Here is a 23253-nt window from a genome sequence, read left to right on the forward strand (position 1 = left end):
CGGCTAGCAATGGCCCCTTAATGGTGTTACCCTCGGCTCCGCTCTTTTTCTAGATTTCTTTGAGGAAAATTATGGGTAAAACCTTTAAAATCGCCCTTGCGCTTGTGGGCCTCACGGTCGGCGCGGGCTTCGCATCCGGCCAGGAGGTGATCCAGTACTTCCTGTCATTCGGTTACTGGGGCATCCTCGGCGCCGCGGTGGCCGGCACCGCCATCGCTGTGTTCAGCGGCTGGGTCTACCAGCTCGGCTCCTACTACCTGGCAGACAACCACAGTGTGGTCTTCCGCAGCGTGTCCAGACCATGGCTGGCCAAGTACATGGACATCACCACCATGTTCACACTGTTCTGCATCGGCTTCGTCATGGTCGCCGGCGCAGGCGCCAACCTGGAGCAGCAGTTCGGCTTCCCCACCTGGGTTGGCTCGGCCATCATGGTCGTGCTGCTTTTGCTCTCCGGGCTTCTCGACGTTGACCGTCTCACCAGCGTGATCTCCTTTATCACGCCGCTGCTGATCATCTGCCTGCTCGGCGCATTCGTGATCACGCTGATGAACATCCCGGACGACTTCGGCTACATCAACGAGATCGCCCAGACCAACCCGCACGCATCCGGCACCTTCGACAACTGGCTGATCACCGCGCTGAACTACGCCACGCTGGTGATGATCATGGACACCTCCATGATGCTCGTCTTCGCCGGCTCCCACATGAACCCGGCCAAGACCGGCAAGGGCGGCCTGCTCGGCGGCATCATGTTCGCGGTGCTGCTGATGATCCTGGTGTTCATCCTGTTCTGCAACATGGAAAACGTCATGGACGCCGACCTGCCGCTGCTGAAGGTCTTCGACACCATGCACCCAGCCGTGGGCGTGTTCGTGTCCATCGTGATCTACCTGATGATCTACAACACCGCCGTTGGCCTCTTCTACGCCCTCGGCCGCCGCCTGAGCAACGACAAGCCGGGCAAGTTCCGCGTCTACTACGGCATCGTCGTGCTGGTCGGCTTCGCGCTGTCCTTCATCGGCTTCGCCGACCTGGTCGGCTGGGTCTACCCGGTCCTGGGCTACCTGGGCCTCGTGCTGGGCATCGTCATGGGCGTTGCCTGGTTCCGCGACCGCAAGAACATCCAGGACGAGACGGGCCGCCGCGAGCGCCTGGCCGAGCTCGCCGGCAGCCAGCTGGACCCCGAGAGCTCGGATCTCACCGGTGCGGAGCGCAGCGAGGTCGACGAGCTGACCTCCGACTCCAACGTCGGCGGCAGCGAGCTGTGGCAGTCCGTGCAGGAGGAAGTGGCGGCTGACATGCACGCCGACTCCTCCAGCGACTTCGACATCAAGACCGTCCCGGCCCTGGACCCCGAGTCCGACTCCTACGCCGGCGCTCCGGATTCCCAGGGCGAGAAGATCCACTGGGAGGCGTACGAGGAGATGTACAAGACGGGCGAGTTCCCCGCCGTCAAGCCCCAGGACAAGTAAGCGCGTTTCGCTTTACGACGTCCAGCTCCGCCCCGGCCAACGTTTGTTGGTCGGGGTTTTGCGTGGCGCCTCGGAATCGTCGGGATCCCGCGGCAACGACGCGAAAACCGGCTTCCTACACCCGGCTACCAGCAAATATTTCGTGTGGTAGCCGGTTCTAGGTAGCCGGTTTCGTGGCGGGTTAGTGAAGTTAGACGCTACTCCGCGAGCTTCTTCGCGATGAGCTGGTTGACCTGCCCCGGATCGGCCTTGCCCTGGGTCGCCTTCATCACGGCGCCGACGATGGCGCCGGTGACCTTCTTGTTGCCGGCGCGGTACTTCTCCACGATGTCCGGGTTGGCGGCCAGCGCCTCGTCGACAGCCTTCTCAATCGCGCCGTCGTCGCGCACGACCTCGAGGCCGCGTGCGGCGACGACCTCGTCGACAGCACCCTCGCCGGCGATGACGCCGTCGATGGCCTGGCGGCCCAGCTTGGTGGTCAACTTGCCTTCCTTGACCAGCTCCACCACGCGGGCCACGTCGGCCGGGGTGACGCCGAGCGCGTCCAGGTCCTTGCCAGACTCGTTGGCCTTGCCGTTGATGTAAGAGACCCACCAGGCGCGGGCCTCATCTGGGGTGGCGCCGGCCTCAACGGTGTCCACGATCAGGTCGAGCGCACCGGCGTTGACCAGGTCGCGGAACTCCTTCTCCGGCAGCTGCCACTCCTCCTGGATGCGTGCGCGGCGCACCCACGGCAGCTCCGGCAGGGTCGCGCGAATCTCCTCGACCCACTCCGGCTTCGCGATCACCGGCGGCAGATCCGGGTCGTTGAAGTAGCGGTAGTCGGAAGCCTCTTCCTTCGGGCGGCCCTTGGAGGTGGTGCCGTCCTTCTCCTGGTAGTGGCGGGTCTCCTGCACCACTTCCCCGCCGTCTTGCAGCACGGCGGCCTGGCGCTGCATCTCAAAGCGCACGGCCTGCTCCACGGACTTCAGGGAGTTGATGTTCTTCGTCTCGGTGCGGGTGCCGAACTTTTCCTGGCCGACCGGGCGCAGGGACACGTTGGCGTCGCAACGCATGCTGCCCTGGTCCATGCGGGCGTCGGAGACGCCGAGGGCTTTGACCAGCTCGCGCAGCGCGCCCACGTAGGCCTTCGCCACCTCAGGTGCGCGCTCGCCGGCGCCGATGATCGGCTTAGTCACGATCTCGATCAGCGGGATGCCCGCGCGGTTGCAGTCCACAAGCGACGCGGTTGCGCCGGTGATGCGGCCGGAGGCGGAACCCAGGTGGGTGAGCTTGCCGGTGTCTTCCTCCATGTGCGCGCGCTCGATCTCCACGCGCCACTCGGTGCCGTCCTCGAGCACGACGTCCAGGTAGCCGTCGTAGGCGATTGGCTCGTCGTACTGGGAGATCTGGTAGTTCTTCGGCTGGTCCGGGTAGAAGTAGTTCTTGCGCGCAAACCGCGAGGACTCGGCGATCTTGCAGTTCAGCGCCAGGCCGATCTTGATGGCCCACTCCACGCCCTTGGCGTTGACCACCGGCAGCGCGCCCGGCAGCCCGAGCGAGACCGGGTCGATGTTGGTGTTCGGCTCCGCGCCGAAGTGGGCGGAGGAGGTGGAGAACATCTTCGTCTCGGTGGCGAGCTCGACGTGCACCTCAAGGCCCATCACGGGGTCGTACTTTTCCAGTACTTCGTCGTAATCCATCAGGTCGTACGCAGTCATGCGCATCAGTCTACTGCCCCGCCCCGCGCACCCGCGCTACAGCTCGCCGCGCCGCCGCACCCACACAAATGCGGCGGTCTTCTCACGGCCGACAGCGAGCGCATTGCCTATCGACGGCCCATTGCCCACGTGCACCGTCCCCCACAATGTGTCGCCGGTTTGGGCCGGTAGGACGTCGCAAAGCAACTGCATCGCCGCCGGTGCGAGGCCGCGTCCGCGAGCATTGTCGTCGAGGAGGAATTCGTAGACCTGGAATCCGCGCATGCCGTTTGCGTCGTCGCGGGCTGCGGCGATGATGCCCGCGCGCTGCCCGTCCACCTCGATTTCGCGCAGCGCGCCCGTGTCCGCGCAGCGTTGCAGTTGCTCCAGAGTTGCGGCCTCCGTCCAGGTGCGCACCTCGGGCAACTGCTTTGCGACGTTGCCGAGCACCTCGTCGGCATATCCTGCCGTCTCCGCGGGGTCCGCCGGGGTAAGGCGCACGCGTTCGTGTTGCGGGCGACGCGGTTTCCGCCGCAGCCCGGAGACGAGCCCGGCGATGATCCACTGGTCGATGTCCGCGTCCTCCGGCGGGTTCGGCAGCTCGAAGCGGATGGCCAGCGGGCCGAAGTCCGCGAACTCGCGGTGCAGCTGCTCGGCGTACGCGTCTAGGAGAGCGAGCTGCGGCGGCACCGACGTGGCGACGACGTGCACGAACGGCTTTTCCGGGTCCAGCCCCAAAAAGCGGATCCCGGCGACGCACCAGTGCCCGTCCGCAAACTCCACGCGCCGGTTCGCCCACGCCAGAGGGTCGGACATGTCCGGCCCGCCGAGGGGTTTCAGATGGTCGCGGAAGCCAGCGCCGAAGTCCACGTCGGCAGTGTGCTCGGCCTGCGGGCGCATCTCCTTCACCGCGAGCTCACGCCGCTGGTCTGCGGTGTACCACTCGCGTAGCTGTTGAGGCATCCACGCCTCGTAGGCGTTAGTCATCTGGTCAAGCAGACTCATGCGATCACCCTAGCCACTCCCCGCACATATAGGACCCCGATGCGAACGAGAGAGGGTTTCCCTATGCTGGCTCAAGTGAATTTCCCCGATTTTTCTGACAAAAACACCCGCACCGGCACCATAGGGATCGTCGCCGTCGGAGCGCTCATCTTGGCGGCACCATTCGTGGCCCAGGCAGCGGCGGAGGGAGGCGAGCCCGCCACCACGGAGGTGTCCGCTGGTGGCGTCACACTGCGCGACGCGGACGGCGCTCCTCTACAGTGCACCCAGACTGCTGCCGCCGACAGTGCGGGTGACGGCACCGGCACGTGGGTGTGGGACTGTGACGGCACGAAAATCCAGCTGCGCACCGACTACACCATGACCGACGAGGCCGAGCGCGCCAACGCGGTCACGCGCATGTACTGGCTGGCAGCAGACGGCGAGCGAATCGACACGGACGAGCTCGATCAGCCAGCGCCCGGGGTGTACGCGGTGCACCGCAACGACATTTCCGTCGCCGCCGTCGAACGCGGTGACCTCACGGTGTACGTGGCAACGGCTCTCGCCGCCGGCCAAGAGATCGTCGAGCGTCTAGTCGAAGAGGAGGCCCGGTAGTGCAGAAGAACCGTATTTTCCAAGGCATCGCTGGCCTGGTCATCCTCGCGGGCGTGGCGCGCTACGTCTACGCGCTCACCCAGGTGCCGTGGACGCCCGCGTTCGGCGCTGCAGCGGCGGCATTCGTCCTCATTTCTGTCGCGGTGGCGTGGCTCCTTTTGCACCGCCACCCAGGACGGCCTGAGAATCCGTGGTGGCTGCCAGTCGGCATGATTGCCGCGGCGGGCTTGTGCGGCGTAGTGCCCTTCGTCAACTCCGCGTACCTCGCCGCGGCGCAGGAGCTGCCCGACGCTGTTACGTACCTGTTTTCCTCGATTCCGGAGGAGACTGCCAAACTACTGGCTGCGTTCCTTGTCATCGCCGCTTTCGCGCCGGTGCGCCGGCCCGTCGAGGCAGCCGTGGTCGGCATGGCCATCGGCGCGGGATACACCGTCGCCGAGACCGTGAACAATTCCGCGATCGCGGCGGCGCTAGATCTGCAGTCCGAGTACTACGACGGTGTCGCGTCAATGCTCGTAATGGTTGTCACGGGCCCGTTCTCGCACGCCGTGTACACCGGTCTGGCGGCGTGGGGCCTCGGCCAATTCCTGTGCCGCACCGATCAGCCTCTCGGCTGGCGCGTGTCGCGGCTCATCGGTTGGTTCCTCCTCGCCGCCGCGATCCACGGGGCGTTCAACGCCTCCAAAGAGCTTCCCGGTGTCGCGAGTCTCTTCGGCTCGATCGCGATCACGATCTTGCTGTGGGTGCTGTTGATCTGGCTCTACCGCCGCTCCCGAGCCGTCGCCTCCCACACCTCGCGGTAGCTCTCCGCGAGCGTGACCACCGTCTCGTGCGCATTGAGCCCGCTGGGGTTGCCCACCACCCACACCGGCACGCCGGCGAGGGTCTCGGGCTGGAGGCCGCGGGTGGCCTTTGGTCGTCGATAGGCATCGCGGTACGCCCCGATGCCTGCGAACATGACGGCTTTAGGCCGATGCTTTTCGACGACACTCCGCACGACCTCGCCTCCCTCAACAAGCTCTGTCTTGGTGAGGTCGGACGCCTTCGGCGTCATGCGGTTCACCAGATTGGTGAACCCGATGCCGAGCTCGGCGAGCATAGCGGCGTCCTTGTCGGACAGCCCCTCGTTGGCGTGGACGCGGTAGGGCGTGATGCCCGCGGCCTCGAGCGCCGGCCAGAAGCGGTTGCCCGGGAACGCGAAGGGCGCGTCCACCTCCTCGGTGAGGCGGCCGGGGTTGATGCCGACGATGAGGAGACGGCAGGGGTCCGGGATACGGTCGTGCATCTACGTGAACATGGCCTTCGCGGTGGTGTAGCGGCGCTCCGGCACGGTCTTGAGGTGCGCTACGGCGTCCTCGAGCGCCACGAGTTCGATGTCCTCGCCGTGCAGCGCCACGCAGGAGCCGAAGTTGCCCTCGTGGGCGGCGCGGGCGGCGTGGACGCCGTAGCGGGTGGCCAGCACGCGGTCGTAGGCGGTTGGCGTGCCGCCTCGCTGGGTGTGGCCGAGCACCGTGGTGCGCACGTCGTAGCCGAGGCGCTTTTTCACCTCGTCGCCGATGATTTGGCCCATGCCGTTGAAGGTCTTGTGGCCGAACTCGTCTTCCTCGCCCAGGCCGGCGTCCATGGTGCCTTCCTTAGGCGTCGCGCCCTCGGCGACGACGATGATGCCGTACTTCTCCCCCATCTGGAACCGGCGCTCCATGGCCTTGCAGATCTCGGCGATGTCGAACGGCTCCTCCGGGATCACGGTGTAGTGGGCGCCGCCGGCCATGCCGGCGTGGAGGGCGATCCAGCCGACGTGGCGGCCCATCACCTCAACGATGAGGATGCGGTTGTGGGACTCGGCCGTGGTGTGCAACCGGTCGATGGCGTCGGTGGCGACGGACACGGCGGTGTCGAAGCCGAAGGTGTAGTCGGTCGCGGCGACGTCGTTGTCGATGGTCTTGGGCACGCCGACGACGGGGATGCCGTTGTCGGAAAGCCACTTCGCGCCCTTGAGCGTGCCCTCGCCGCCGATGGCGATCAGGGCGTCCACGCCGGCGTCGTCCAGGTTGGCCTTGATGGTGTCCAGCCCGGCCTTGAACTTGTCCGGGTGGAGGCGGCCGGTTCCCAGCACGGTGCCGCCGCGCAGGAGGAGGGAGTCCATGTAGGCGTCGTCGTAGAGGTCGACGCGGCGGTCCTCCATCAGGCCCACCCAGCCGTCGCGGTAGCCCACGACGGTGGAGCCATACTCCGTGTTGGCGGTGCGGACGATGCCGCGGATGACGGCGTTCAGGCCGGGGCAGTCGCCGCCGGAGGTCAAAGTGGCAAGTCGCATGACTGCCAGGCTACCCCCGAAGACGAAGCGATGACACCGCCCCGATCAGCATCGCGGCGCACGGCAGCGCGAGCGCTAAACCGGCCGTGGATTCGATGGCCCCGGAGGCGAGCACCACGCCCACCAGAGCCACGCCAAGCACCGAGCCGACCTGGCGGGCGGTGTTGTAGAGCCCCGAGGCCGCCCCCGTTTCGTGCTCGGGGATGCCGCGCATGGTCACCGCGGCGTTGGGCGCCCACACGAACGCGCCGCCGATGCCCAGAAGCGAGGTCACTGCGGTAAACAACCACACGCCCGCCCCTGTGTGGATCAGCGCGATCGCGAGCGCTAACCCGGCCGCGGAGACGGTAAAGCCCGCGGCGCAGAGCTTGCCCGGGTCGCGACGGTCCGTCAGGTACCCGGCCACCGGGGTGAGCACGAGCGCGAACACGGACATGGGCGCGGTGATCGCGCCGGATGCCGTCGGCGAGGCTCCGGCGACGGTTTGCAGCCAGTACATCAGCGGGATGAACATCGACGCCACGGTAAAGCCCATCGCGAACACGCCCAGGGCGCCGAGGGCGAACGAGCGGTTGAGCATGAGCTCCAGGGGCAGGAACCCGTCGTCGGTGCCGTTGCGGGCGGAGAGCACCAGCACGCCGATCAGCAGAGCACCGAAGAGGATCGAGGGCCACTGCCCGAACTGGATGCCGTAGACCAAAAGCCCCAGCCCGCCGAACGACAGCAGCACCGGCAGCAGGGTCACCCGCTCGCCGCTGCGCGGCAGCCGCGGCAGCGCAACCAGCCCGGCGACAAGCGCGACCGCGCCGAGCGCGGCTTGGGCGAAGAACGCCGCGCGCCAGCCGAAGCCGTCTGCCACTGCCCCGCCGACCACCGGGCCGATCAGGGACGCCACGGAGCCGATCACGCCCCAGGCGGCGAACGCCCGGCCTTGTTTGTCCTCCGCGAACACGCGCGGGATCAGCCCGAACGCCTGCGGCAAAAACACTGCGGCGCCCGCACCCTGCAGGCCGCGGGCCACCACCAGGGCCCAGAACGACCAGGACGCGCCCGCGAACACTAGTGCGGCCACGTAGATGGCTAAGCCGATGAGGAAGACGCGGCGTTGCCCGAAGGCGTCGCCAAGTTTGCCCGTCGCCGGCATCGGGGCCACCGTGCACAGCAGGTAGATGCTGGTCAGCCACACGGCGGAGCTGACGTCGAAAGGCAAAAGCGGCGTGATCACGGGCATGAAGCCCTGATCGATCAGGACAAGAAAATACCCCGCAGCCAGGGCTGCGAGGGTATTCCAGGGATTAACGGCCGGCTTCAAAAGCGGCACCCACGCGGTACAAGCGCGCGTCCTCGAAGGCCGGGGCGATCAGCTGCAGGCCCACCGGCAGGTTGGTGTCGGACGCCTCGCCCGCCGGCACCGACATGCCGGGCAGGCCGGCCAGGTTCAGCGGCAGGGTGAACAGGTCGAAGTTGTACATCGCCAGCGGGTCGTCCACCTTGTCGCCCAGCTTGAACGCTGTGGTGGGCGTTGACGGGGCGGCGATGACGTCGCAAAGCTCGAATGCCTTGGCAAAGTCCTGCGCCACCAGGGTGCGCACACGCTGCGCCTGCAGGTAGTACGCGTCGTAGTAGCCCACAGACAGCGCGTAGGTGCCCAGGATGATGCGGCGCTTGACCTCCGCGCCGAAGCCCTCGCCGCGGGTGGCGGCCATGACTTCCTCGGCGGAGCGGGAGCCGTCGTCGCCGACGCGCTGGCCGTAGCGCATGCCGTCGAAGCGGGCGAGGTTGGAGCTGACCTCGGAGGTCTGAATCAGGTAGTACGCGCCCATGACGTCTTCGAAGCTCGGGCAATCCACCTCGACGATCTCCGCGCCCTGCGCCTCAAGCTGCGCGTAGGCCTTGTCGATGGCGTCCTTCACGCCGTCCTGCGTGCCGGGGCGCTCGAACTGCTTCACGCGGCCGATCTTCACGCCCTTCAGGTCGCCGGAAGCGCCCTCGCGGGCGGCGTCGGCGAGCGCCGGGACCTCGCGGTCCACGGAGGTGGCGTCGAATTCGTCGTGGCCGCCGATGATCTCGTGCAGCAGCGCGGTGTCCAGCACGTTGTTCGCGCACGGGCCCACCTGGTCCAGGGAGGACGCGCAGGCGATGACGCCGTAGCGGGACACGCCGCCGTAGGTCGGCTTCACGCCCACGGTGCCGGTCAGCGATGCCGGCTGGCGGATCGAGCCGCCGGTGTCGGTGCCGATGCCCAGCGGGGCCTCGCCGGACGCGAGCGCCGCCGCGGTGCCGCCGCCGGAGCCGCCAGGGACGCGCTCCAGGTCGTGCGGGTTCTTCGTCTGCTTGTACGCGGAGTTCTCCGTGGACGACCCCATGGCGAACTCGTCCAGGTTGGTCTTGCCCAGAATCGGGATGCCGGCCGCGCGCAGCTTGGCCACCACGGTGGCGTCGTACGGGCTCATGTAGCCCTCAAGCATCTTCGACGCGGCGGTGGTCGGCGCGTCGGTGGTGACCAGCAGATCCTTCAGCGCAAGCGGCACGCCTGCAAGTTTGGAGGCCGGCTCCTCGCCGCTTTTCACCTGCTCGTCCACCTTGTCCGCAGCCGCGAGCGCCTCCTCGGCGCCGACGTGCAGGAAGGCACCGAGATCGCCGTCGACCTCAGCGATGCGGTCGAGGAAGGCTTGGGTGACCTCGCGGGAGGTGACTTCGCCGGACTGGATCATTGCGGCGAGCTCGTGCGCTGGCTTTGCGACGAGACCTTCGGCCGGAATCGTGTACTGCGTCATTTCCTTCTAGTCTCCCTCTCCGAGAATCTGCGGAACCACGAAGCGATCGTCTTCCACGGCCGGGGCCTGGTCCAGCGCCTCGGCCTGCGTCAGCGTCTTCTTCTCCACGTCCTCGCGCATACCTGCGTCGATGGAGTGCGGGTGGCTCATCGGCGTGACACCCTCCGTGTCGACGCTTTGCACCTTCGAGACCGCGTCCACGATCGTGTCCAGCTGCTGGGCAATGTCGTCCAGCTCCTCGTCCTTCAGCGCGATTCGCGCCAGGCGTGCGATGCGCGACACCTCGTCGCGTGAAATCTCAGCCACAGTCCAATCCCTTCCACATCGCGTGGGTTGCGTATGACGCGCCTTATCTTACGTCAACGCAATTCGCTCACCCGCGAGCGGTGAGGCGCACTGGCAGCGAAGCCCAGCCGCCCACAGGGTGAACCTCCCGTTCGCCTTGTCCGGCGCTGGATAGCTCCGCCACTGCGAGGAGTTCCTCGGTGAATGCTTGAAGCTCAACGATCGACAACGTCTTGCCAGGGCAAGCGTGCGGCCCGGCGCCCCAGACCAGGTTCTCGTCGGCGTTCGTCTCCGGTTCGAAGCCGTCCGGGTCTGCAAACGTTTCCGGGTCGCGGTTTGCCGCTGTCCAGTGGATGCGCACCCTTTGGCCTTCGGGCAGATCGTGCCCGTCGAGCGACACCGGGCACGTGGTCACTCGCCGGTTGCTCACAAACGGCGAGTCAGCGCGAAGGATTTCGTCGGCGATCGCAGTGAACTCCTTTTGCGAAACGCCGCCTGCGAGGCGGTCCTGGAGCTCAGGGCGTTCGATCAGCGCGTCCAGCACAACCCCGATGCAGTAGGCCATCGAACTCAGATCGCCCGCAGTCCAGTTGCGCAGCACCGAGACCACTTCCTCGAATTCCAGACGTCGACCGAAACTGTCGTCGGAGACAAGACGCGAGGTGACCGAATCGTCGGGACTGTCCTGGAGAGGCTGCACGACGGAGCGAATGATGTCGTCGAAACGCTCAGCGACCGCCGCTGTGCGCTCGAGTTCGCCGGACCGCGTTGCCGCGTTGTTGTCGGCCACCCACGCAATGAGGGTGTCGTCGAGCTCGCTGGGCCAACCGAGCCAGGCGGTCATGGCGCGGACCGCATACTGGGCGCCCAAGTCGCCGACGGCGTCGACCTCGCCGTTCGACAGCGCTTCTTCAGCCAACTGGCGCGCGATCTTGCGGAACACCGGATCGAGCTGCTCGACCTCCTCCGCCGCGAGGTAACGGTCGATCAACGCGCGCATCTCGGTGTGCTTTTCGCCGTCGAGACCGTTGGGCAACTGCAAAAATCGCGACACACCCGACGAGAACTGTTCCGGGTTCTCCGCCACTTCGCGGGCGAGAGCGTTGCCCGTGACGACGACCTCCTTGCCGTCGCGAGCCAACTTCGCGCCGTCGCGAAGCAACGCGTCTCCGACCGCGCGGGGCTCGGCGCCGGCGAGTGTGGTCTGCGGGATTTCGGTGCGGCTCATCGTGCTCCTCCTTAGTTAGAAGACTGCTGCGGTTTCGACCGTACACCCGCTGCCGGTGTGCCGAATTGCTATAAATAAGGCCATGTCGTACCTCATCCGCGTTTCCCTTCCGGACGTCCCCGGCAGCCTTGGTCAGCTCGCCGAGGCGTTCGGCATGGTCGACGCCGACATCAACTCCGTGGACATTGTGGAAACCTCCACCGACGGCGCTGTGACCGACGACATCGTGGTCACCCTGCCCACCGGTGTGATGGTGGACACCCTGATCACCGCCGTCTCTTCTGTCGACGGCGCGGAGGTGGATTCCATCCGCCCGTTCACCGGACGCGTGGACCGCCGCGGGCAGATCCAGATGCTCGCCCAAATCGCGGCGCAGTCCGGAAGCGTCGAGGACCGGATTAGCGAGCTTGTCGACGTCATACCGAGCGCCGTGACCTCCTCCTGGGCCGTGGTGCTGCGCACCTCAGACGAGGGCCTCACCCGCGCCGCCGCCTCCCCCGCCGCGCCGGAGGACGACGGGTCGCACCCAAAGATGCCGCCCATCGAGGTCGCGCGCATCCTCCAGCCGGACTTCGACGGCTGGGCCCCGGAGTCCTGGTTCCAGCTCGGCACTTCGCTCACCATCACTCCCCTGCCCGGCACCGACATGGTGCTGGTGGTCGGCCGTGTGGGCGGACCGGATTTCCTCGCGTCCGAGGTGCGCGAGATTGGCGACCTCGGCTGTATCACCGGCGCGATGCTGCGGTAGCCGCAACCCACACCGTTGCACACTTTCTAGAATTCTGTAATTCTGGAAACTATGCAACCGATTGAAACACGCCTCTCTGACCTAGAAGCTCGCGTTACCGCGCTCGAACAGACGGCATCGCTGGAACCCACTACTCTCCCCGCTTCCGACGACAAAACGCACCACGGCACAGTCACCTTCAAAGGCGACGTGGAGCTGCCGACCGGCACTTACTCGTACGAATGGATCCGCCCCACAGCCTGGATAGCAGACCAACCGTGGGACGACGCGATGGACCGCATCGCCGCGCTCGCGCACCCCGTCCGCGGCGCCATCCTGCGCCACCTCTTAGCCACACCAGCGAGTGTCACGGAGCTGGTCGAATCTGAGCTGGTCTCCTCCACCGGCACCGCGTACCACCACCTGAAGGAACTGCAGGCCGCCGGCTGGGTGCGCAAGCAGGGCGGGATGTTTGAGATTCCCCCGGCCCGCGTCATCCCACTGATGGCGATCGTGATCGCCGGAGAGGACCACTGATGCGTGCTACCAACATTGCCACCGGAGGAATCTCCGCCGTCCTCGCCGCCGCGTTGATGCTCTCCACCGGCCCCCGTGAGATTTCCGTGGCCTCCGAGCACACTGGCGATACCGAGATCTCCTCCGCCCTCGAAAGCTTCTCGGAAAACGGCCACCACAACCTCGCCGCCTTCACCTATGACGACGGAGAGGCCCGCTTCGGCGGCCTCGGCGCCGACGAGCACACCGAATTCGAAATCGGCTCGATCACCAAGACATTCAACGCAGAGCTGGTCCGCCAGTTCATCGACGCCGGCGAGCTCAGCCTGGACACTCAGGTGCAGGAGCTTATCGACGTCCCCTCCGCCCCCGTTGCCGATGTCACCATCGAGGAGCTGCTCAACCACACCTCCGGGCTCGCCACCACCGAAAGCCTCAGCCTCGCGGACATGTTCGCGGCCAACATCCGCGATGGCGGTAACCCCTACCGGCGCGACACACCGCAAGACATTCTCGACGCCGCCGGTTCCGCCGAGCTGAACAACCGCGGCGAGGAGCAGTACTCGAACTACGGCCACGCGCTGCTCGGCCAACTGCTTGCCAAGCATGCCGGCGTGCCCTACGACGAGTTGCTGCGCACCCGCATCTTCGAGCCCGCCGGCATGACGTCGACCTACGTGGCGCTACCGGGCACCGTCGACGAAGCACCCACAGGCCTGGCCGCCAACGGGCACCCCGCCGGCCCGTGGGACATGGACGGCTGGGCCCCGGCCGGCGCGATCCGCTCCACTGCTGCCGACATGGCGAAATACGTGGAATGGGTGTCCTCGCACGGTGTGCCCGACTATGGCTGGGCAAGCCTCGACGAAGACGGACAGGAGATCACGTTCCACAACGGCGGCACCGGCGGCTTCCGCACCATGTTGGTCTGGGACCCCGAGCGCACCGACCACAGCCGCGCCGCGTTTGTCGCGGGCGACACCGAAGCCTGGGTGGACGCGCTCGGCATCGACCTTATGAAGGAGACCCGATGATCGCACTCGTCATGATCCTGCTGCTCCTTGCGTCCGCGACGTTCAGCGCCGTGCGGAACGCCAAGGGCCCCACTTACGCCCTCGTCAACGCTGTGATCTCCGCAGCGGTGGTGTGGTTGCTCTCATTCGGCGTGAACTGGAACGGCCAGTTCCCCATCTGGCTGTGGTGGGCCCTCGCCGTCTGGGCGGCTGCACTGATCGGCCTGAGCGCCGCGCGCCTTACGCAAGCGCGTCGGGGCCGCCCTCGAGCAGCTGCACAAACTGCGCCTCGGTGAGGATCGGCCGGCCCAGCTCCTCCGCCTTCGCGGCCTTCGATCCGGCGTTTTCGCCCACGACCACGTAGTCGGTCTTCTTCGACACCGAGCCGGCCGCCTTGCCGCCGCGCGACAAGATGGCTTCCTTGATTTCATCGCGGGTGAAGCCCTCCAGCGTGCCGGTGGCGACGATGGTCAGCCCCTCCAGGGTCTGCGGGGCGCGGTCCTCCTCGGCGGATTCCATAGTCACGCCGGCCGCGGCCCAGCTGTCCACGATGTTTTGGTGCCAGTCCACGGTGAACCACTCTTTGAAGCTCTCGGCGATCACGTCGCCCACACCGTCGGTTTCGGCGAGGTCGGCCACGGGGGCGTCGATAAGCGATTGCATCGAGTGGAAGCGCGACGCGAGCGCGCGGGCCGCGGTGGGGCCGACGTGGCGGATGGATAGCGCGACGATGACGCGCCAGAGGTCGGCGCCCTTGGCGGTCTCCAGATTGGCAAGCAGCTTTTTGCCCGACGCGTTGACCTCGCCGTCCTTGCGGGTGTACACGCTGGACTTTTTCAGGTCGTCCTCGGTGAGATCGAAGAGTTTCGCCTCGTCCTCGAGCACGCCGGAGGCGATGAGGTCGACCGCGCCCTTCTCCCCGAGGGCTTCGATGTCGAACGCGCCGCGCGAGGCGATGTACTCCAAGCGCGTGGCCAGCTGCGCCGGGCAGGAGCGGGTGTTCGGACAGCGCCAGTCCGCGTCGCCCTCCTTCGCGGGTGCCAACTTCGTGCCGCAGGCGGGGCAGTTTTCGGGGTAGACGAACTCGCGCTCGGTGCCGTCGCGAAGATCCGCCACAGGCCCGAGCACCTCCGGGATGATCTCGCCGGCCTTGCGCACCACCACCGTGTCGCCGATCATCACGCCCTTGCGCTTGACCTCGTGCTGGTTGTGCAGCGTGGCCATGGACACTGTCGAGCCGGAGACGAACACCGGCTCCAGCACCGCGAACGGGGTCGCGCGGCCGGTGCGGCCAACGGAGACCTCGATGTCGAGCAGCTTCGTGGTCACCTCCTGCGGCGGGTACTTGTACGCGATGGCCCAGCGCGGCGCGCGCGAGGTCGCCCCCAGCGCGCGCTGCTCGGCCACGGAATCCACCTTGACCACCAAGCCGTCCATCTCGTGGATGGCGTCGTTGCGGTGCTCGCCCCAGTAATTGACCGCCTCGATGACCTCGTCGGCGGTCTCAGCCCGGCGCGTGTACTCGCTGACCGGCAGTCCCCACTCGGCGAGTTTCTCGTACGCCTCGTGTTGGCTTTTCGGGGTGAAGCCCTCGCGCGCGCCGATGCCGTGGCAGATCATGCGGAGCTTTCGCTTCTTGACGTCCTCCGGGTTCTTCTGCCTCAGCCCACCAGCCGCGGTGTTGCGCGGGTTGGCGAACGGCTTGCCGCCTTCCTTCTGGCGCAGCTCGTTGAGCTCCGGGAAGTCCTCGGGGCGGATGAACACCTCACCGCGGACCTCCAGGAACGCCGGGGCGTCGCCAGTGAGCTTTTGCGGGATGTCCTCGATCACCCGGGCGTTGGCGGTGATGTCCTCGCCGGTTGTGCCGTCGCCGCGGGTGGCCGCGCGGGTCAGCTCGCCGTTTTCGTAAACGAGGTCGATGGACAGCCCGTCGATCTTCAGCTCCGTCAAGTACGGGCCGGGCGCCTTAGAGAGCCACTCACGCATCTCGTCTTCATTGAAGACGTTGTCCAGGCTCATCATGCGCTCGGGGTGGGTCACGTCCGCGAACGCGGTGTCGGTAGCGGGTGCGCCGACCTCCTTCGTGGGCGAATCCGGCACCGCCAGCTCCGGGTGATCCTCCTCCATCTTCTGAAGGCGGCGGAACAGCTCGTCGAACTCGCCGTCGGTGATCACCGGCTGGCCGTTGTAGTACAGGTCCCGGTGCTTGCGGACCTCAGCGGCCAGCTCGTCCCATTCACGGTGCAGATCAGCGGAAATTTCACTCACGGCAAGCCAGTGTAGGTCTTACACGGGTACATAGTTGTTGAAGAGTGCCAAGACTAGAGAGGTGATGCTTGGCGCGCCCTGGATTTCCGCGGGCCCGACAAGTTTCTATTCATCGGTGCACCGGTGCATCTAGGAGGTGCCGTTGCAAAGTTGGGGGGGGGAGAGCAGCGAAGACTCAGTTTCTCATTCCCTGATGGCCGCTGCGTGTGGGCGTTCTCAGGCCGTCTCGAAGACCCGGTTGACGATCACCGCGTCCGGGTTCGGTTGCCCGTAGGCAAACATCGTGCCTTGCCCTTTCCGCAATGAGTGCATCGCCTCCATCCCTTTCAACGTCCGATATGCAGATGTCCGGTTCTTAAACGCGTCTTTCGGCCCGAGGATCCGCTTCAGCCGACCATGGTCGCCTTCCAGGATGTTGTTGAGGTATTTCACCTGCCGGTGTACCACTGTTGGCGGGCAGATTCCCTCTGACTTCAACTCGGCGATTGACCTGGCTAGGGAGGGTGCTTTATCGGTGTTGATCACTCTGGGATACCCGGCTGACGCATTGGATCTGAGAGCCTTGGCCAGGAAACGCTTCACTGCGGCCACGTCCCGCTTCGGAGAGAGGTAAAAGTCCAGGGTCTGGCCACCGGCGGTGATCGCCCGATAGAGGTAGCACCACCTGCCGCCGACCCGGATATAGGTCTCATCCACCCGCCAGGAACTGGCCTGCCAGTCAGGTACCTGCCGGTACCACCGTGTTTGCTTGTCCAGCTCAGGGGCGTATTTCTGGACCCAGCGGTAGATCGTGGTGTGATCGACCGGCACGCCCCGCTCGGTCATCATTTCCTCCAGATCGCGGTAGCTCACCCCGTAGCGGCAGTACCACCGCACTGCCCACAGAATGATGTCACGGGGGGAAATGACGACCGGAGAAGATACCCATGGCTGTGATTATTTCACGTCGCTCTTCCTACTGCCCCAACTTTGCAACAGCACCGCGGCGACCATGCGCAGCACGCCGGGGTTGCGCAGCGGCGCAAGACGCTCGCCGAGAGTGCCGGGCTTCGCTCCGGGCAGGCGGGGCATCGTCGTCAGCGCGATGATCGCGGCCAGGGCGGCGACGATCGCGATGAGCACGAACGTAGCGCGCCAGCCCCACGCGCCGGCGAGCCAGGTACCCACCGGCACGCCGGTGAACAGGGCGACCGTGAGCCCTGCGGTGACCACGGACAGGTAGGTGCCCTGATTGCCCTCGGGCGCGCCCTCGGCCACGGCGGCGAACGCGGTGGTCGAGACCGCTGCAGCCGATAAGCCCGCGACGATCCGCAGGATGAAGAGCGTGGTCAGGTCGGGTGCGATCGCGCAGCCGAGGTTCGCCAGCACGAACACGCTCAGCCCGCCGAACAGGACGAGCCGGCGCGGGTAGCGATCCAACCAGACCGCGAGCACCGGAGCGCCCAGGGCGAACGCGAAGGCAAAGCCGGTCACGAGCTGGCCGTCCGCGCCGGGGGTGACGTCGAGGTCGGCGGCGACGGTGTTGAGCACGCCGGCGATCACGAACTCGTCGGTGCCGAGCGAGAGCGTGGCGATGAACAGGGCGGTAAGCCACAGGGAACTGCGGGGCATGGGCACCTCCGGTCGCGTCGAAGCATGGTGATGTTCTATGTTTCACGAACATCGAACACGTTAGCAGATCGTTCGATAGGCGGCGAACAAGGTAGGATCGAGGCATGCCCCCGACCGACCATGCGGACACCAAGCACCCGGCCACCGCGGACCTCTCGCTCACGCGAGTGCTCTCCGCGCTGTCCGATCCGCTACGCCTCGGCATCGTTTGCCTGCTCTCCGACGGGCAAGAGCGGCAGTGGGGCGAACTGGATGCCCCCGTGTCGAAGTCGACGCTGAGCCACCACATGAAAACGCTGCGCAGCGCGGGCATCACCCGCACCCGCGACGAAGGAACCCGCTGCTACGTCCATCTGCGCGCCGACGACCTCGAAGAACGCTTCCCCGGACTCCTGGCATCCGTCCTGAGTTCGGCGGACGAGGACGCCGCACCCGTCGGGCTCAAGTAGTCCGACCCGCTCGACCAAGTGTCATAAGCAACACAGCGCTACATGGAGACGAGAACGCCGTTGGGATGCGAAAGTAGCTACGTCTGTTTGATGGTCCAGGAGATCGACGGGCCTGCCGATTTGAGATGTGATCTGATCAGATCAGCAGATCAGACACAATCTACTGTTTCAGTTGCATGGGGCGGTCGAAGAGGTTGTCTTCTGCCTCGTGCTTGTGTTGCGAGGGTGAGTGTGGCGAGAACGGCGAAGGATGCTCCGATCCACATGGCTGCGGAGGGATCGTCACCGGCTCGGCCGATGGCGAGCGCGCCGATTGCTGATCCCAGGGCGACGCCCATGGTAATGACGGAGGTGTGCACCGTGCTGACCATGTTCCCGGTTCCTCCGATTTCAGCGACGCGGGCGACCATGGCGGGGTTCATCGGCACTCCGGCGACGCCCACGATGAGCACCATGGCCAGCACGAGCGGCTGTGCGTTGCTGAAGGCTCCAAGGAGCGCGAGTGAGATGAATAGCAGTGTGTGTCCGATGCGCAGGATGCCGATGGCGTGCTGGTCGGCGAACTTGCCGACGATGAGGTTGCCGATGAAGGACACGATCCCGTAGGCGAGCAGGATCAGGGTCGTCGTATTCGTCGCGAAGCCGGCGTTCTGTTCCAGCAGCGGGGTGAAGTAGGAGAAGCCGGCAAAGGCTGCGCCGATGGTCAGCAGGCTGACCAGGTATCTGGACCAGAGTTTCGGCGAGCGCAGCTTGCGCAGGTCCTGTGCGGCGGCTTCCTGGGTGGCGGCTTCACGGGCGGGCAGGGTGAGCAGGCTGATGAGGAACACGGCGAAGGCCGCGATGCCTAGGATGTAGAAGCTGGACTGCCAGCCCCAGCGGGCCGCGAGGAAGTGCGACAGCGGCAGGCCGATGACGGTTCCGATCATGATGCCGCCGAGCACGATGGACACTGCTTCGCCGATCTTCTCCGGACTCGGGGCCAGTCGGGCGCTGTAGGCCACGGCGATGCCATAGGCGGCGCCGGAGAGGCATCCGGTCAGAACGCGAAGCAGTGCCAGCCACCAGAACTCGTGGATCAGCGGGACCAGGACCTCCAGCGCGGCATAGGTTCCGATGACGATCAACAGCGAGGCTTTGGGTGGGCGATGCCGCAGGAGGTACACCAGCAGCGGGCCTCCGAGCGCCATGCCGAGCGCGTACAAAGTGACCACCGTCCCGACCTGGCCGGTCGAGACGCCCAGGTCTGCGGCGATCTGCGGCATCATCCCCGCGGTCTGGAACTCGCTCATGACCACCACCATGATCGTGAGCATCAGTACGTACAGGTATTTCTTCATTGCTCGGTCTCCAATGTGGATTCTCTAGTACAAAATAAAGGTGCAGGTGAGCCCGACAGCTCACGGATTTCTCAGTAGTGGCGTATCAAGGTGTCAGGGCACTGAGGCCGAGTGCGACGATCCGCCGCAGTTCCTCGGGTGCGGAGCCGGCCTGTGCCATGACGCGAATCCCTGAGATCAGGGTGACGACCAGCAGTGCGGTGTCCCGAGCGTCCAGGTCCGGCCGGAGGCTGCCGTCGAACCTGCCGGCCCTGACGGCGTGCTCCAGCATCGCGAGCTGGCGTCCCAGTGCACGGTCGAGGATGCGGGCGACGCGCGGGTCCTGACTGCCGCGGTCCGGCGTCATGCGTGTCGTCACGACCATGCACCCGGCCGCGTGCCCTTCAGTGGACGCCTCGTACTCCTCGGCGATCATGAGATTCAGAACACCGCTCACGCGTGCGAAGCCATCCAGTTCGGCATCGGCGAGCACCGCCTCCTGACTCTCACCAGTGACCTCGACATAGCGCTCCAGTGCTCGAACGAACAGCTCATCCTTGGAGTCGAAGGCGTTGTACAGGCTGCTCCGCCGCACCCCGGCCGCCGCGCACAACTGCTCAGTCGACGTGTCCGCGAATCCACGCACCCTGAACTGCGCGGCCGCGGCATCCAGCACCGTCGCCTCGTCAAACGTTCTTGGTCTACCCATATCCGCGATGCTAGCAGTTGATGGACTATGGAGTACAAAACAAACACAGGCCGTGACCGACGCAGCGTCGACTGGTGCAGCCGTTGTTGAATGGGCTGCCCGCATGACGCGCACCTGGCTCGTATAGGTGCTGTTGCAAAGTTGGGGGGGAGAGCGGCGAAGACTCAGTTTCTCATTCCCTGATGGCCGCTGCGTGTGGGCGTTCTCAGGCCGTCTCGAAGACCCGGTTGACGATCACCGCGTCCGGGTTCGGTTGCCCGTAGGCAAACATCGTGCCTTGCCCTTTCCGCAATGAGTGCATCGCCTCCATCCCTTTCAACGTCCGATATGCAGATGTCCGGTTCTTAAACGCGTCTTTCGGCCCGAGGATCCGCTTCAGCCGACCATGGTCGCCTTCCAGGATGTTGTTGAGGTATTTCACCTGCCGGTGTTCAGATACCCATGGCTGTGATTATTTCACGTCGCTCTTCCTACTGCCCCAACTTTGCAACAGCACCATCTAGGATGTTTTTGAGGAAGGAGGCCAGCACATGACCGAAGCACGAACAATCGCCGTTCAGACCCTCACGGAATTTTCCCGCGAAGCAGCAGTGGCATCAATGAAGTTAGAAAACCGCAGCCTGCCGTCCGAGTACTCGCGTTCTCAAACGACCGCCGCACTTCTTTCTGACCTCCGAAGGGCACGCGGTTGGGATTAAGCCCCGGGTACGGCGAAACACCACTCGAAGGTGATCGCATCGACGCTTTGGAGCCGCTGGTGCTCGACCGGTACGGCCGAATTCCTAGCAAGGCTGAGATCTACGACCTCGAAACAGAGTTGCTTCTTATCGCCCGGACCCGGCTGCTCGAAAGCGTCGACGCCGCCCGGCTTTCCCTCGACGACATCCTCACCACGTCGTTTCTCGTACACCTCCACGAACAGCTCTTCGGGGGCATCTGGACGTGGGCCGGGGCACTGCGTCGGACGGGTCTGAACATTGGGGTGGATCCGCACCTGATTTCGACGGAGTTGCACACCGCGTTTGGCAACCTCGGCTACCAGGCCAGCGAGAGGCTTCTCACCGCCCGCCAGCTGGGCGTTGCCGCCCACGCAGAGCTCGTCCGCATTCACCCGTTCTCGGACGGCAATGGTCGCGTCACCCGTCTCATGGCAGACCTCGTTTTCGCCGCCGCGCAGCGCCTCCCGCACGCGCAGGAGTACGACTGGGACCTGGATAAGTCCGAATACATCCGCCTGCTGCGCGCCTACGACCTCAACCGCGACCCAGTGCCTCTGTCGGAGTTCATCAGCGTGCGTACGCTCGGCGAATGACTTGCCCGCTGCCCGTGTCGGCGCGCTCATTACAATGTCGCTCATGGCCACTTTCGACGCCTCCCGCATGCTCTCCTTCGACCTGGAGACCACCTCCGCCAACCCGCGCGAGGCCCGTGTGGTCACCTCTGCGCTCGTGCGTATCGACGACTCCGAGGTCGACGCCAACGAAACCCTCGCCGACCCTGGGGTGGAGATCCCGGAAGAGGCCGCGAAGGTGCACGGCATCACCACCGAGAAGGCCCGCGCGGAGGGACGCGACCACGACGAGGTGGTGCGCGAGACCGTGGAGGCGATCAAGCAGGGCTGGGAGGACGGACTGACCCTGGTGGTGTTCAACGCCCCCTACGACCTGACGGTGCTGCGCCAGCTCACCGGTGACTTCACGGTCACCGGACCGGTATTCGACCCCCTGCTCATCGACCGCGCCAAGGACCGCTACCGAAAAGGCCCGCGCAACCTGACGTCGATGTGCGAGCACTACGGCGTGCGGCTGGACAACGCGCACGAGGCCACCGCCGACGCGTTCGCCGCCGCGCGTGTGGCGTGGATGCAGGTGCGCAAGCTCTACCCGGATCTTGCCCAGATGGACACCGGCGAGCTCATGGAATATCAGGCGGTGCAGTACTTCACGCTGCAGGAGGATCGGAAGCGCTACTTCGAGTCCCAGGGCCGCGACGCTTCGAACGTGCTGCCCGGCTGGCCCATGCTCGGCTAGTTCTGGGCTAGTTGAGCGCAAGCTCCGCGCGCAGCTTCTCGGCGAAGTCGTGCAGACCCCGGTTGTCGCCCTCGGATTCGACCGAGTACGTCTCCCCCGACTTCGTCTTCACCACCATTGCGCCCGACTCGCTGATGATCACGTCGGCAATGCTGGCGGAATCGAGCTCTGTGGTCTCTTTCTTCTCCACCAGGCGCAGCGTCTGCCCGTCAAAATCGGCCTCGCGCTTGCCCGACAAAAGCCCAAACGCGGCGAAGAACGCGATGCCGATGGCAATGCCGAAAATCATGTCGTCCATCATGAGGCCGAAGACGACGAAGAACATCACGCCGAAAACGATCCCTGTGGAGAGGTCGGCCTTCTTCTTGTCCCAGTGCAGCGGTGCGCTCATGCCTCCACTGTAAGTGCCTCGGCCATCTCCCGGGCCGCCCGGTAGTTCGCCGCGCTGTCCACCAGTGTGGCGGCCGGCTCGGCGTAGACGTCCACGGTCGTGGTGGCCGGGTCAAGCTGCAGCTCGTCGAAGAGGTTGTACAGCTCGCGCGGGGCCATAACGGGAATCGCGATGCGTGTGCCGGCGTCCAGCAGCCGGGCAAGCGCGTCTTTGCCGGCGCGGCGCGGGTCGCAGGTGAGCCACGGAACGTCGACAAGCTTGGGCGTATGCAGCAGGTGCTCGCCGAAGCGCGCGAGCGTCTCCTCCGGCTCGGGGATCGCGCGGATGGTCTCGAAGTCGGTCGCGCCTTGCAGCGTGCCGGCGACGACCTCGGGCAGGCGTGGCTCGTCCAACTGCAAGACACTCTTGCCAAACCGCCTCTCGACGTCCCTCCGGTGCCCCACGCACACCTCCAACAGCGCGTCTGTGAGGTCGCGAAGCGCGCCAGGGTCGGTGATCATGCGGTGGCCGTTGGCCATCTCGATCTCGGCGGCGAGCGTGAACGGGCCGGCCAGCTGCACCTTCACGGTGTCCGCCTTGCCGTGCCAGAGCTCCTCGAGGTGGTCGAGGTCGCGCTCCATGCGGTCGGCATCCTTGCGTGCCCGAGCCGCCACGCGCCAGCCGCGGGGCCCGCGCGCCACGGGGATTTCCAGCATCGCGGCGGTGCGGCCGATCAGGTCCGAGCCGGCGCCACGGTCCGGCAGCTGCGGGACGTGCGGCAGCGGCGACTCGGAGAGCACCACGTCCGCGGCTTGCGCGAGGTCGGTGCCGGGCAGAGGCCCGAGGCCGAACGCTGTGGGAGGAAGTGTTGTCACGGAGCC

Annotated in this window: 25 protein-coding genes and 2 pseudogenes; 11 read left to right on the forward strand and 16 right to left on the reverse strand. The window is 65.9% G+C overall.

Features of this window, described 5'->3' with window-relative positions; all coding sequences use genetic code 11:
• The first annotated feature begins 71 nt into the window (after window positions 1-71).
• The gene (locus ACF3NP_RS04895) at window positions 72-1475 is read left to right on the forward strand and encodes a YkvI family membrane protein (RefSeq protein WP_181888287.1); all 1404 of its coding nucleotides are present in this window, start codon (window positions 72-74) and stop codon (window positions 1473-1475) included.
• Between the two features lie 197 nt (window positions 1476-1672).
• Here the strand turns inward: ACF3NP_RS04895 and gatB are convergent, their stop codons facing one another.
• A complete protein-coding gene (gene gatB / locus ACF3NP_RS04900) occupies window positions 1673-3175 on the reverse strand; it encodes an Asp-tRNA(Asn)/Glu-tRNA(Gln) amidotransferase subunit GatB (RefSeq protein WP_181888286.1) in 1503 nt (500 codons plus the stop codon).
• Between the two features lie 36 nt (window positions 3176-3211).
• Window positions 3212-4159, reverse strand: a complete 948-nt coding sequence (locus ACF3NP_RS04905; RefSeq protein WP_392399010.1) for a GNAT family N-acetyltransferase — start codon at window positions 4157-4159, stop codon at window positions 3212-3214.
• 75 nt (window positions 4160-4234) lie between these two features.
• Here ACF3NP_RS04905 and ACF3NP_RS04910 point away from each other — a divergent pair, with 75 nt between their 5' ends.
• Entirely contained in the window at window positions 4235-4756 is a 522-nt protein-coding gene (locus tag ACF3NP_RS04910; protein WP_181888284.1) for a hypothetical protein, read from the forward strand.
• Window positions 4756-5559 (forward strand): PrsW family glutamic-type intramembrane protease, encoded by an 804-nt coding sequence (locus tag ACF3NP_RS04915; RefSeq protein ID WP_181888283.1) that lies wholly within the window; start codon window positions 4756-4758, stop codon window positions 5557-5559. Before ACF3NP_RS04910 ends, ACF3NP_RS04915 begins: the two co-directional genes overlap by 1 nt.
• On the opposite strand, the gene ACF3NP_RS04920 is transcribed toward ACF3NP_RS04915, so the two are convergent.
• From ACF3NP_RS04920 to ACF3NP_RS04945, 6 genes are all read right to left on the reverse strand, one after another.
• The gene (locus ACF3NP_RS04920) at window positions 5517-6041 is read right to left on the reverse strand and encodes a mismatch-specific DNA-glycosylase (RefSeq protein WP_181888282.1); all 525 of its coding nucleotides are present in this window, start codon (window positions 6039-6041) and stop codon (window positions 5517-5519) included. The genes ACF3NP_RS04915 and ACF3NP_RS04920 overlap by 43 nt on opposite strands.
• Complete coding sequence (locus tag ACF3NP_RS04925; protein WP_181888281.1) at window positions 6042-7073, reverse strand: 6-phosphofructokinase; 1032 nt, start codon at window positions 7071-7073, stop codon at window positions 6042-6044.
• A gap of 10 nt (window positions 7074-7083) precedes the next feature.
• Window positions 7084-8304: an MFS transporter gene (locus tag ACF3NP_RS04930; protein ID WP_236883398.1), complete on the reverse strand. Its 1221-nt coding sequence runs from the start codon at window positions 8302-8304 to the stop codon at window positions 7084-7086.
• Window positions 8305-8368: 64 nt separating this feature from the next.
• A complete protein-coding gene (gene gatA, locus ACF3NP_RS04935; RefSeq protein WP_181888279.1) occupies window positions 8369-9850 on the reverse strand; it encodes an Asp-tRNA(Asn)/Glu-tRNA(Gln) amidotransferase subunit GatA in 1482 nt (493 codons plus the stop codon).
• A 6-nt stretch (window positions 9851-9856) separates the two neighbouring features.
• Window positions 9857-10156 (reverse strand): Asp-tRNA(Asn)/Glu-tRNA(Gln) amidotransferase subunit GatC, encoded by a 300-nt coding sequence (gene gatC, locus ACF3NP_RS04940; RefSeq protein WP_070474874.1) that lies wholly within the window; start codon window positions 10154-10156, stop codon window positions 9857-9859.
• A gap of 67 nt (window positions 10157-10223) precedes the next feature.
• Complete coding sequence (locus ACF3NP_RS04945) at window positions 10224-11363, reverse strand: cytochrome P450 (protein ID WP_181888278.1); 1140 nt, start codon at window positions 11361-11363, stop codon at window positions 10224-10226.
• Window positions 11364-11445: 82 nt separating this feature from the next.
• Here ACF3NP_RS04945 and ACF3NP_RS04950 point away from each other — a divergent pair, with 82 nt between their 5' ends.
• The 4 genes from ACF3NP_RS04950 to ACF3NP_RS04965 are packed head-to-tail and all read left to right on the forward strand — an operon-like array spanning window position 11446 to window position 13915.
• On the forward strand, window positions 11446-12111 hold the full coding sequence (locus ACF3NP_RS04950; RefSeq protein ID WP_181888277.1) for an ACT domain-containing protein: 666 nt from the start codon (window positions 11446-11448) through the stop codon (window positions 12109-12111).
• Between the two features lie 51 nt (window positions 12112-12162).
• Window positions 12163-12627: an ArsR/SmtB family transcription factor gene (locus tag ACF3NP_RS04955; protein ID WP_181888276.1), complete on the forward strand. Its 465-nt coding sequence runs from the start codon at window positions 12163-12165 to the stop codon at window positions 12625-12627.
• Window positions 12627-13640, forward strand: a complete 1014-nt coding sequence (locus tag ACF3NP_RS04960) for a serine hydrolase domain-containing protein (protein ID WP_181888275.1) — start codon at window positions 12627-12629, stop codon at window positions 13638-13640. The genes ACF3NP_RS04955 and ACF3NP_RS04960 overlap by 1 nt, the downstream gene beginning before the upstream one ends.
• Window positions 13637-13915, forward strand: a complete 279-nt coding sequence (locus ACF3NP_RS04965; protein ID WP_070474869.1) for a hypothetical protein — start codon at window positions 13637-13639, stop codon at window positions 13913-13915. Before ACF3NP_RS04960 ends, ACF3NP_RS04965 begins: the two co-directional genes overlap by 4 nt.
• Here the strand turns inward: ACF3NP_RS04965 and ligA are convergent.
• From ligA to ACF3NP_RS04980, 3 genes and pseudogenes are all read right to left on the reverse strand, one after another.
• Window positions 13860-15887, reverse strand: coding sequence for an NAD-dependent DNA ligase LigA (ligA, locus tag ACF3NP_RS04970; RefSeq protein WP_181888274.1), 2028 nt, complete (start codon window positions 15885-15887; stop codon window positions 13860-13862). The genes ACF3NP_RS04965 and ligA overlap by 56 nt on opposite strands.
• A 216-nt stretch (window positions 15888-16103) precedes the next feature.
• Window positions 16104-16815: pseudogene (locus ACF3NP_RS04975) on the reverse strand (IS6 family transposase).
• 8 nt (window positions 16816-16823) lie between these two features.
• Window positions 16824-17498 (reverse strand): MFS transporter, encoded by a 675-nt coding sequence (locus ACF3NP_RS04980; protein WP_202032077.1) that lies wholly within the window; start codon window positions 17496-17498, stop codon window positions 16824-16826.
• A gap of 104 nt (window positions 17499-17602) precedes the next feature.
• On the opposite strand from ACF3NP_RS04980, the gene ACF3NP_RS04985 reads away from it, so the two are divergent.
• Window positions 17603-17947, forward strand: coding sequence for an ArsR/SmtB family transcription factor (locus ACF3NP_RS04985; RefSeq protein ID WP_181888273.1), 345 nt, complete (start codon window positions 17603-17605; stop codon window positions 17945-17947).
• 149 nt (window positions 17948-18096) lie between these two features.
• On the opposite strand, the gene ACF3NP_RS04990 is transcribed toward ACF3NP_RS04985, so the two are convergent.
• The 3 genes and pseudogenes from ACF3NP_RS04990 to ACF3NP_RS05000 all read right to left on the reverse strand — a co-directional run.
• Window positions 18097-19284 carry an MFS transporter gene (locus ACF3NP_RS04990; RefSeq protein WP_181888272.1) on the reverse strand — a complete coding sequence of 396 codons (1188 nt, stop codon included), beginning with the start codon at window positions 19282-19284 and terminating at the stop codon, window positions 18097-18099.
• 85 nt (window positions 19285-19369) lie between these two features.
• Entirely contained in the window at window positions 19370-19972 is a 603-nt protein-coding gene (locus tag ACF3NP_RS04995) for a TetR/AcrR family transcriptional regulator (RefSeq protein ID WP_042529878.1), read from the reverse strand.
• Between the two features lie 205 nt (window positions 19973-20177).
• Window positions 20178-20417: pseudogene (locus ACF3NP_RS05000) on the reverse strand (DDE-type integrase/transposase/recombinase); the annotation flags it as partial.
• Between the two features lie 85 nt (window positions 20418-20502).
• Between ACF3NP_RS05000 and ACF3NP_RS05005 the strand changes: the two are divergent.
• From ACF3NP_RS05005 to ACF3NP_RS05015, 3 genes are read left to right on the forward strand one after another with little or no spacing between them, the layout of a single operon-like run.
• Window positions 20503-20670, forward strand: a complete 168-nt coding sequence (locus ACF3NP_RS05005; protein WP_181888271.1) for a hypothetical protein — start codon at window positions 20503-20505, stop codon at window positions 20668-20670.
• A gap of 59 nt (window positions 20671-20729) precedes the next feature.
• Window positions 20730-21284: a Fic family protein gene (locus tag ACF3NP_RS05010; protein ID WP_392399011.1), complete on the forward strand. Its 555-nt coding sequence runs from the start codon at window positions 20730-20732 to the stop codon at window positions 21282-21284.
• Window positions 21285-21327: 43 nt separating this feature from the next.
• Window positions 21328-22002 (forward strand): 3'-5' exonuclease, encoded by a 675-nt coding sequence (locus ACF3NP_RS05015; RefSeq protein WP_392399012.1) that lies wholly within the window; start codon window positions 21328-21330, stop codon window positions 22000-22002.
• Window positions 22003-22009: 7 nt separating this feature from the next.
• On the opposite strand, the gene ACF3NP_RS05020 is transcribed toward ACF3NP_RS05015, so the two are convergent.
• Window positions 22010-22393, reverse strand: coding sequence for a hypothetical protein (locus ACF3NP_RS05020; protein ID WP_181888268.1), 384 nt, complete (start codon window positions 22391-22393; stop codon window positions 22010-22012).
• Window positions 22390-23247 carry a uroporphyrinogen decarboxylase/cobalamine-independent methonine synthase family protein gene (locus ACF3NP_RS05025; RefSeq protein ID WP_181888267.1) on the reverse strand — a complete coding sequence of 286 codons (858 nt, stop codon included), beginning with the start codon at window positions 23245-23247 and terminating at the stop codon, window positions 22390-22392. The genes ACF3NP_RS05020 and ACF3NP_RS05025 overlap by 4 nt, the downstream gene beginning before the upstream one ends.
• Window positions 23248-23253 lie beyond the last annotated feature (6 nt).

It is taken from the genome of Corynebacterium lehmanniae (genome assembly GCF_043161975.1).
In the GTDB taxonomy this organism is placed as follows: Bacteria; Actinomycetota; Actinomycetes; order Mycobacteriales; family Mycobacteriaceae; genus Corynebacterium; species Corynebacterium lehmanniae.

Excerpts from the sequence above, each read along its gene's own strand:
- ACF3NP_RS04950 (WP_181888277.1), top strand. The coding sequence starts at position 11,446 with ATGTCGTACCTCATCCGCGTTTCCCTTCCGGACGTCCCCGGCAGCCTT.
- ACF3NP_RS04995 (WP_042529878.1), bottom strand. The coding sequence starts at position 19,972 with ATGGGTAGACCAAGAACGTTTGACGAGGCGACGGTGCTGGATGCCGCG.
- ACF3NP_RS04960 (WP_181888275.1), top strand. The coding sequence starts at position 12,627 with ATGCGTGCTACCAACATTGCCACCGGAGGAATCTCCGCCGTCCTCGCC.
- ACF3NP_RS04895 (WP_181888287.1), top strand. The coding sequence starts at position 72 with ATGGGTAAAACCTTTAAAATCGCCCTTGCGCTTGTGGGCCTCACGGTC.
- gatB (WP_181888286.1), bottom strand. The coding sequence starts at position 3,175 with ATGACTGCGTACGACCTGATGGATTACGACGAAGTACTGGAAAAGTAC.
- ACF3NP_RS04990 (WP_181888272.1), bottom strand. The coding sequence starts at position 19,284 with ATGAAGAAATACCTGTACGTACTGATGCTCACGATCATGGTGGTGGTC.
- ACF3NP_RS04920 (WP_181888282.1), bottom strand. The coding sequence starts at position 6,041 with ATGCACGACCGTATCCCGGACCCCTGCCGTCTCCTCATCGTCGGCATC.
- ACF3NP_RS04985 (WP_181888273.1), top strand. The coding sequence starts at position 17,603 with ATGCCCCCGACCGACCATGCGGACACCAAGCACCCGGCCACCGCGGAC.
- ACF3NP_RS05020 (WP_181888268.1), bottom strand. The coding sequence starts at position 22,393 with ATGAGCGCACCGCTGCACTGGGACAAGAAGAAGGCCGACCTCTCCACA.
- gatA (WP_181888279.1), bottom strand. The coding sequence starts at position 9,850 with ATGACGCAGTACACGATTCCGGCCGAAGGTCTCGTCGCAAAGCCAGCG.
- ACF3NP_RS04905 (WP_392399010.1), bottom strand. The coding sequence starts at position 4,159 with ATGAGTCTGCTTGACCAGATGACTAACGCCTACGAGGCGTGGATGCCT.
- ACF3NP_RS04955 (WP_181888276.1), top strand. The coding sequence starts at position 12,163 with ATGCAACCGATTGAAACACGCCTCTCTGACCTAGAAGCTCGCGTTACC.
- ACF3NP_RS05005 (WP_181888271.1), top strand. The coding sequence starts at position 20,503 with ATGACCGAAGCACGAACAATCGCCGTTCAGACCCTCACGGAATTTTCC.
- ACF3NP_RS04965 (WP_070474869.1), top strand. The coding sequence starts at position 13,637 with ATGATCGCACTCGTCATGATCCTGCTGCTCCTTGCGTCCGCGACGTTC.
- ACF3NP_RS04930 (WP_236883398.1), bottom strand. The coding sequence starts at position 8,304 with ATGCCCGTGATCACGCCGCTTTTGCCTTTCGACGTCAGCTCCGCCGTG.
- ACF3NP_RS04980 (WP_202032077.1), bottom strand. The coding sequence starts at position 17,498 with ATGCCCCGCAGTTCCCTGTGGCTTACCGCCCTGTTCATCGCCACGCTC.
- ACF3NP_RS04925 (WP_181888281.1), bottom strand. The coding sequence starts at position 7,073 with ATGCGACTTGCCACTTTGACCTCCGGCGGCGACTGCCCCGGCCTGAAC.
- ACF3NP_RS05015 (WP_392399012.1), top strand. The coding sequence starts at position 21,328 with ATGGCCACTTTCGACGCCTCCCGCATGCTCTCCTTCGACCTGGAGACC.
- ACF3NP_RS04945 (WP_181888278.1), bottom strand. The coding sequence starts at position 11,363 with ATGAGCCGCACCGAAATCCCGCAGACCACACTCGCCGGCGCCGAGCCC.